Raw genomic sequence first — 6156 nt, 5'->3', positions numbered from 1 at the left:
TCGAGGGCCTGGTGCCAGGTGGCGCAGGCGGCGTCGAGGTGGCCGATGCGGAGCTGTCGCTCGGCGATGGTGCACCGGTGGACGACCCGGATGACCCTGTCGGTGCAGACCCGGCTCCTCTCGGAGAGCTGCAAGGCACGGATGGCGCCGGGGGTGTCACCGAGCTCGTGACGGACCTGGCTGACGTGGTAGTTGAGGGCGGCGGGGTTGTATGAGCCGATGACGCCGACGTGTGACTCCGCGCGGTCCATGGCGGTCTCCGCCTCGCCGATGTGCCGTAGGGCGCCGGTGCGGTCGCCGGTCCGGGCGGCGGCGTGGGCCTGCTGGCCCGCGAAGAACGCGCGCATGCGGGGGTTGGCGGTGGGGGAGGCCGCGGCGGCCGCGTTCGCCAGTTCCAAGGCCTTGTCGCCGTGGCCGAGTCCGGTGGCCTGGACACTCATGCCGCGCAGGACGGTGCAGTAGGTGAGGCGGTCGTCGGCGGCTCCGGCGAGTTCGGCGGCCTTGAGGTAGTACCGCTGGGCGAGCCCGTGAAGGCCGTCGTCGACGGCCATGTGGGCCGTGAGATACAGCAGGTTCGAGGTGGCTGTCAGCATCGCCTGCCGGACCTTCACCGGGGCATCGGCCCGCAGGCACGGGGCGACGGTGTTGACGAGGATCGACGTCGGGCGGGTGTCGCAGTCCTCCGGGGTGATCCCGAACTCGTGAGTGGAGTACATGCCGCATTGGTTGATGTGCTCGATCAGGCACGGCGAGATCTCGGCCAGGTCCAGCGGGTCGATCTCCCAGCCCTCGGCCTGGAGCTGGCGCACCAAGTTGGCGATGTCCCGGGTGTTGTGGAAGATCGCAGCAGGCGGATTTCCGCCGAGACGTTACGGAGAGTCAGAAAGTGACGGACACGGTGGTTGAGGACCCTGTGCACGCGAACACCATGTCCCTTGCCGTCAGACTTTCACGACGGTGATCTCTCGGGGACAGAGCATTTGGAGGTCCTCAGGATCGGAGGTGAGCACGGTCGTGGGACGGGGAGAGGCGAGAGCTGTCGCGGCGACGATGGCGTCCAGTGCGTACTTGTGGCCGTGCAGGCCGGTGTCGGCGAGGAGTTTGCTCGCCTGCCGGGCGATGGCTTCGGTGGGCGGGATGATGTTGACGCGCGAGACGGCGTAGTCGAACTGGGCCTGGTGGACGCGAGGGTCCCGGGCTTCGACCAGGGTCACCGAACTGGTCACGACTCGGACGTCCTCGGCGTCGGCTGCCGCGAGCCATTCGGTCAGTTCGGGGTGGCGGTGTACGAGCTTGGAGAGGCCCTCGCAGTCCAGGACGAGCGTGCCGCTCACGCCGCGTCCGCCGAGCTCGCCGCGTCACCACGCAGAAGCGCACGCTTGGTGTCGACCGCCCGGGGGTCCACCGGACCGTGCTCGGCTTCCGCAGCGGCGATCAGCTCACGCAGACGTTCCCGTTCCAGTTCGCGCTGGATGAGCGCCTCGACGTATGCCGACATGCCGCGACGGCCCGTGCGCTGCTTCAAGGCGGCGATGGTGCCCTCGTGCAGGGACACGGAAACGGGGCGGACGGGTCCTTCTCCGGGAGTGGGTGTGCTGTCAGCCATACCAGTAATTTAACAAAAGATTTGTTATCAAGCTTGGGGCCTGCCGGCTCCGTTGCTGGTTGACTGCTGGTTGACTCACGCCTCTGGTGTGTTTTCGCAGGTGACTGCCCCGTGTCCGAAGTTCCGCTCCAACGTCTGGCGTTTTCGTCCCCGTCGCCGTTCCCGGTGCGGTCGGACCGGACGGGCGGGTGGTCGTCGACGGCCTGGTTCATCGGAGCTGCGGGGCGGTACGGACCCCGGCGATTCGAGCCGCGGGCCGCCGCACGGAGCCGGATTGCGCCCGACCGGCTGAGCCGTGCCGGCGGTAGCCTGCTCGACGTGCCGCAGAAGTACGTCGAGTTCCGCCTTGCTTCGCAGGACATCTCCACCGTCCGGTTCGGCGTGTCGCCGGGACACGAGATCGTCCACGCGGTGCGGACGCTCGTGCGGCCGCAGGAGCAGCCGCTGCAGTGGGGATGGCTGCGCGCCGTTCGCGCCGATGTCCCGCGGGACTCCCTCGAGTTCCTGCGCCTCGTCGTGGGCGAGACCGGGTACGCGCCCGATCTGTTCACGTCGGCCCCGTCGTGGGATCTCACGCCCGCGGACGAGATCGAGCGGCTGCGGCACGCGCCGCTCGAGCCGATCTCGGTCGACCTGCGCAAGCGCGCGGTCCGCAGCGCCGGCGTCGCGCGGGCCGCGCTCGAGAGGATGGCGGCCGACCCCGCGAGGATCCGCGCCATGGTCGTGCGCCACGTCGAGGCGTTCTGGGAGGCCGCACTCGCGCCGTACTGGGCGCAGGTCGAACGCATCCTTCACGCGGACATCGGCTCCCGGGTGCGGCGGATGACCGCGGACGGTCTGGCCGGGATGGCGGCCGATCTCGGCGAAGCCGTCGAATGGAGCGCCGACACCGGCTTCGACACCGTGCGTGTGCGGATGGAACGGCACGAGGAGATCGTCGACTGCCAGGGGCGGGGCCTCGTGCTCGTGCCGTCGTTCTTCGGGCGGCACTGCGCGGTGCTCACGGAGCCGCCCGCGCAGCCGACGCTCTTCTACCCCGCGCTCGGTGTGTCCGAGGTGTGGCACCGTGCCGGTTCGACGGACGCGCTGGCGGGCCTGCTGGGGGAGAGCCGCGCCGCGGTGCTCGTCGCGCTCGGCGTGCCGCTGTCGACGACGGACACCGCGGAGGAGGTCGGGATAGCGGCCTCCACCGCGTCCCATCACCTCGACGCCCTGCGCGCCGCGGGGCTCGTCGCGTCCCGGCGCGCCGGGCGGCGCGTGCTGCACGCGCGCACGCCGCTCGGCGACGCGCTCGTCCACCGCGCCTGACGCGGCGGACGAGCACGTCCGGGCTGCCGTGCCGCGGCGGTCACCGCCCGGGCACGGGGTCCGGTCCCGCGCCGTGCTCGGCGACGTACGCCTCCGGACCCTGCTCGGCGGCCTGGGGCTCCATGTGGAGGAACTCGAGGAGGTTGCCGTCCGGGTCCTCGAGGGAACGGCCGTACATGAACCCGTGGTCCTGCGCGGGGCGCGGTTCGCGGCCGCCCGCGGCGACGCCGGCGTCGACGGTCTTGTCGACGTGCTCCCGCGAGTCGCGCGAGAACGACAGCAGCACCTGGGCGACCGCGTGCGGGTCGGCGATCTGCTTGTCGGTGAACTGCGAGAAGTGCCCGTGGGTGAGCACCATGAAGTTCGTGTTCTCGTCCCAGACGACGCACGCGGCGTTCTCGTCGGTGAACATCGGGTTGATGGCGCAGCCGAGCGCCGTGTAGAAGGCCTTGCTGCGCTCGAGGTCGGTCGTGGTGACGTTGACGAAGATCACGGGGTCTCCTGATGCCGGGCGGGTGTGTCCTGCGGTTGCCGAGATCAGGCTGGCACCGGGCTCGTGAGCGTCCAATCGATTCGACGGGCGTCGAAAGGTCATGGTGCCGGGTGCGTTGATCACGAGCGTCAGGAGCGAGAGGCGAAGGTGACCGAGGGGCGGCAGGGCAACCAGGCGTACATCGACGGCCACCGGCCTGTGGAACGCCGCAAGGAGCCCGGGCTGTCGCAGACCGAGGCCGGGAACCGGACGGGAGTGACCAAGAGCCGGGTCTCCCGGATCGAGCGGGGTGAGGTCGCCGTCGTGGAGGCCATCGCCCGGTATGTGGCGGCACTGGGCGGCCACATCCAGATCTCGGCCGTCTTCGGCGACGACCTCTACGTCCTGAGGGGCGCCGACACCTGAGCGACCTGGGCCCCGAGCGGCGACCGCCCCTGTCCCTGCGGCGGGGTGGACAGCGGTGTGGTGGGTGCCGTGTGCTGGTTGGACGCTGTCCACCACCCGTAGGGGGAGATCTCGCAGACGGCAGGCCTGCGCTCGACGTTCCGCCTCGACGTTCGGCGGGTGCCATGGCTCGGTCCCCGTCGAGTCGGCGAACCTGCGGGTCGGCGGGGCCGGCCCGGAACCGGGCCGGCCCCGCCGGTGCGGTGCGGCGGGCCAGGCGCGTCAGACCGGGATCAGGGAGAAGGACTCCCAGGGGCCGATCGAGGTGCGGTCGGCGATCAGCGCGGAGGCGCCGCCGTCCTCGGCCGTGACGTACCGGTCGTTCGCCCGTGCGCGCAGGCTGACGGTGCCGTCGGCGTTGTTCACCCGGCGGAACGTCTCCCAGTTGCCGGCGCTGGTGCGGTTGGCGATCAGCGGGGAGTTGCCGGCGTCGTCGGCGCAGACGAAGCGGTCGTTGGCGTGGGACCGCAGTGCGACGTCACCGTTGCCGAGGTCGACGAGGTCGAAGGTCTCCCAGTCGCCGGCGCTGGTGCGGTTGGCGATCAGCGGGGAGTTCCCGGCGTCGTCGGCGCAGACGAAGCGGTCGTTCGCCCGGGCCCGGAGGCGGACGACGGAAGCCGGGGCGGAGACGGGTGCGGCCGTCAGCTCGAAGCGCTCCACGCGGACCGCGCCGCCGAGGGCGACGGTGGCGTAGTTGAAGATCGCGAAGCGGTAGCCCATGAAGAACTGCCACTCGTTCTTGAGGGTGAGGCCCGGCCCGAGCGGGGAGAAGCTGACGCCGTCGGTGCTGTAGGAGAAGTGCCCCTGGCGGCCGCTGCCGGGGCGGATGTCGGCGGTGGCGCGGAGCCAGACACGGCTGCCCGGGAGGGATGCGCCGGCCGCCTCGGCGCCCGTGCTGCTGGTGTTCCAGTTGCTGTCCATGGTGATGCCGTTCACCATCACCACCCGTGTCGTGCCGTTGTCGCGCTTGAGGCCGATCCAGGCGGAGGAGTCGCGCAGGAGCGCGAGTCCGCTGCGGTCGCCGTCCCGCATCCCGGAGTGGTCGAGGACGACGGTCGCGGTCGAGGTGGGGCCCTGGATGCGGTGGGTGAGCGTGTTGCGCGCCGAGTACAGGTCGAAGGTGGTGGTGGCGGTCCGCAGCGTGAGCCCGCCGCCGACGGTGAACCGGCTGGTGTCCGGGTTGTGGTTCCACTCCCACTGCGGGCCGAGCGCCGGTCCCGGGAAGGTGTCGACGCCGGTGAGCGGCCGGGTCGCGCGAGGCGGGGCCGGCAGATCGGGGACGGGGTAGGAGGAGCCCCAGGCTCCGCCGACGAGCTGCAGGACGGGCCAGCCGTCGGAGGTCCAGGTGACGGGCGCGAGGGCCGGCACGCGGCCGCCCGGATAGGCGTCGACGAACGCCATGTAGTACCACTGGCCCCGCTGGGTGCTCACCAGCCCTCCCTGGTGCGGGACGCCGCCGCCGGGTATCGGACCCGGCAGGTCCAGCAGCAGCTGCCGCATGGTGTACGGGCCGAACGGGCCGGAGTCCGACTTCAGGACGTACTGGCCGTTGGCCGGCCGGGTGAGGAAGATGTAGTACTTGCCGTTGATCTTGTAGAAGCGGGAGCCCTCCAGCGTTCCGACGGCGGAGGGGGTGACGAACACCTCCTGGGCGCGGACCTGGCTCCGGGCGTCGCCGGAGAGCTGGGCGACGCTGATGCGGGTGTTGCCGTAGGCCACGTACATCGTGTCGTCGTCGTCGACGAGGAGTCCCGCGTCGTAGTAGACCTGCGGCAGCTCCGCGTGCCGCGTCCACGGCCCCTCGACGGACCTGGCGGTGTACACGAACGTCCGGGCGAAGTCGATCTGGCCGATCCAGTAGAACGTGTCGTTGCTGCGGCGGTGGTTGAGCGAGGACGCCCAGATGCCGCGCACGTATCCGCGCCCGCCCGACAGGTCGTACTTGGCGCCGAAGTCCAGCACCGGCACGGAATGGCCCGCGAACTCCCAGTCGACCAGGTTCCACGAGCGCAGGACGGGGGCCCCGGGGGAGTAGTGCATGGTGGACGCCGACATGTAGTAGGTGTCGCCGACCCGGATGATGTCGACGTCCGCGAAGTCCTGCCAGACGACGGGATTGGTGTAGCCCGCCGCGGCCGCCGCGCCGGCCGCGGAAGCGGCCGCGCCGGAGGCCGGGACCGACGCGTGGGCGCGCGGGGCCGCCGCGGCGAGGGCCGCGCCGGTCGCCGCCGTGAACACGGTTCTGCGGCTGAGGGGGTGCTGGAGCCAGGACATCGGGGTGCTCCCTTCGAGGGGCGTCTGGAGG

5 protein-coding genes and 2 pseudogenes are annotated in these 6156 nt (G+C 71.1%); 2 read left to right on the top strand and 5 right to left on the bottom strand.

What is annotated here, in order from left to right:
- The 3 genes and pseudogenes from A2U95_RS27005 to A2U95_RS26995 all read right to left on the bottom strand — a co-directional run.
- A pseudogene (locus A2U95_RS27005) lies at positions 1–659 on the bottom strand (transcriptional regulator); the annotation flags it as partial.
- 282 nt (positions 660–941) lie between these two features.
- Positions 942–1334, bottom strand: a complete 393-nt coding sequence (locus tag A2U95_RS27000) for a type II toxin-antitoxin system VapC family toxin (RefSeq protein ID WP_166027770.1) — start codon at positions 1332–1334, stop codon at positions 942–944.
- A complete protein-coding gene (locus tag A2U95_RS26995) occupies positions 1331–1525 on the bottom strand; it encodes a hypothetical protein (RefSeq protein WP_420857060.1) in 195 nt (64 codons plus the stop codon). The genes A2U95_RS27000 and A2U95_RS26995 overlap by 4 nt, the downstream gene beginning before the upstream one ends.
- A gap of 399 nt (positions 1526–1924) precedes the next feature.
- Here A2U95_RS26995 and A2U95_RS26990 point away from each other — a divergent pair, with 399 nt between their 5' ends.
- Positions 1925–2914, top strand: a complete 990-nt coding sequence (locus A2U95_RS26990; RefSeq protein ID WP_166027766.1) for an ArsR/SmtB family transcription factor — start codon at positions 1925–1927, stop codon at positions 2912–2914.
- Positions 2915–2954: 40 nt separating this feature from the next.
- On the opposite strand, the gene A2U95_RS26985 is transcribed toward A2U95_RS26990, so the two are convergent.
- The gene (locus A2U95_RS26985; protein WP_166027764.1) at positions 2955–3407 is read right to left on the bottom strand and encodes a VOC family protein; all 453 of its coding nucleotides are present in this window, start codon (positions 3405–3407) and stop codon (positions 2955–2957) included.
- Between the two features lie 147 nt (positions 3408–3554).
- Between A2U95_RS26985 and A2U95_RS26980 the strand changes: the two genes are divergently transcribed.
- Entirely contained in the window at positions 3555–3812 is a 258-nt protein-coding gene (locus A2U95_RS26980; protein ID WP_206283076.1) for a helix-turn-helix domain-containing protein, read from the top strand.
- 678 nt (positions 3813–4490) lie between these two features.
- On the opposite strand, the pseudogene A2U95_RS26975 reads toward A2U95_RS26980, so the two are convergent.
- Positions 4491–6125: pseudogene (locus A2U95_RS26975) on the bottom strand (glycoside hydrolase family 43 protein); the annotation flags it as partial.
- Between the last annotated feature and the right edge of the window lie 31 nt (positions 6126–6156).

This window comes from Streptomyces chilikensis, assembly GCF_001642695.1.
GTDB classification, from domain to species: Bacteria; Actinomycetota; Actinomycetes; order Streptomycetales; family Streptomycetaceae; genus Streptomyces; species Streptomyces chilikensis.
This window is presented reverse-complemented; position numbering and strand designations above follow the sequence as displayed.